This window comes from Belnapia sp. AC561 (genome assembly GCF_979252845.1).
Window position 1 is genome coordinate 1 of record NZ_CEEDBP010000297.1, and the last position, 259, is coordinate 259.

At 44.8% G+C, this 259-nt stretch carries 1 protein-coding gene; it reads right to left on the reverse strand.

Annotated elements, in window-relative coordinates; translation table 11 throughout:
- The coding region (locus tag AC0IW9_RS31155; RefSeq protein ID WP_471652164.1) for a penicillin-binding transpeptidase domain-containing protein at positions 1-259 on the reverse strand (259 nt) is incomplete at both ends.

The following is a 259-nucleotide window of genomic DNA, read 5'->3' on the forward strand; positions in this document are numbered from 1 at the left end:
GTTGCAGTACCGTGTTGGACTACTCCAACCATTGCTTTTGTGGCTAATGCGGCATCTGTTGGCGAGAAAACTTGCTTTCCAACAGTTGGCGCACGATAAAACTCTTTGCCATCAGGATTCTTTACGCTAGCAACAATATGCAAATCTGGGCGTCTGCCTTGATTAGCAAAAGTTGCGTAAGCGCGCGCTATTTCGCTTACATGTACAGAATCATTACCGAGCACAGTAAACGGATTTTTACCATTAACTCTCTTAGGAC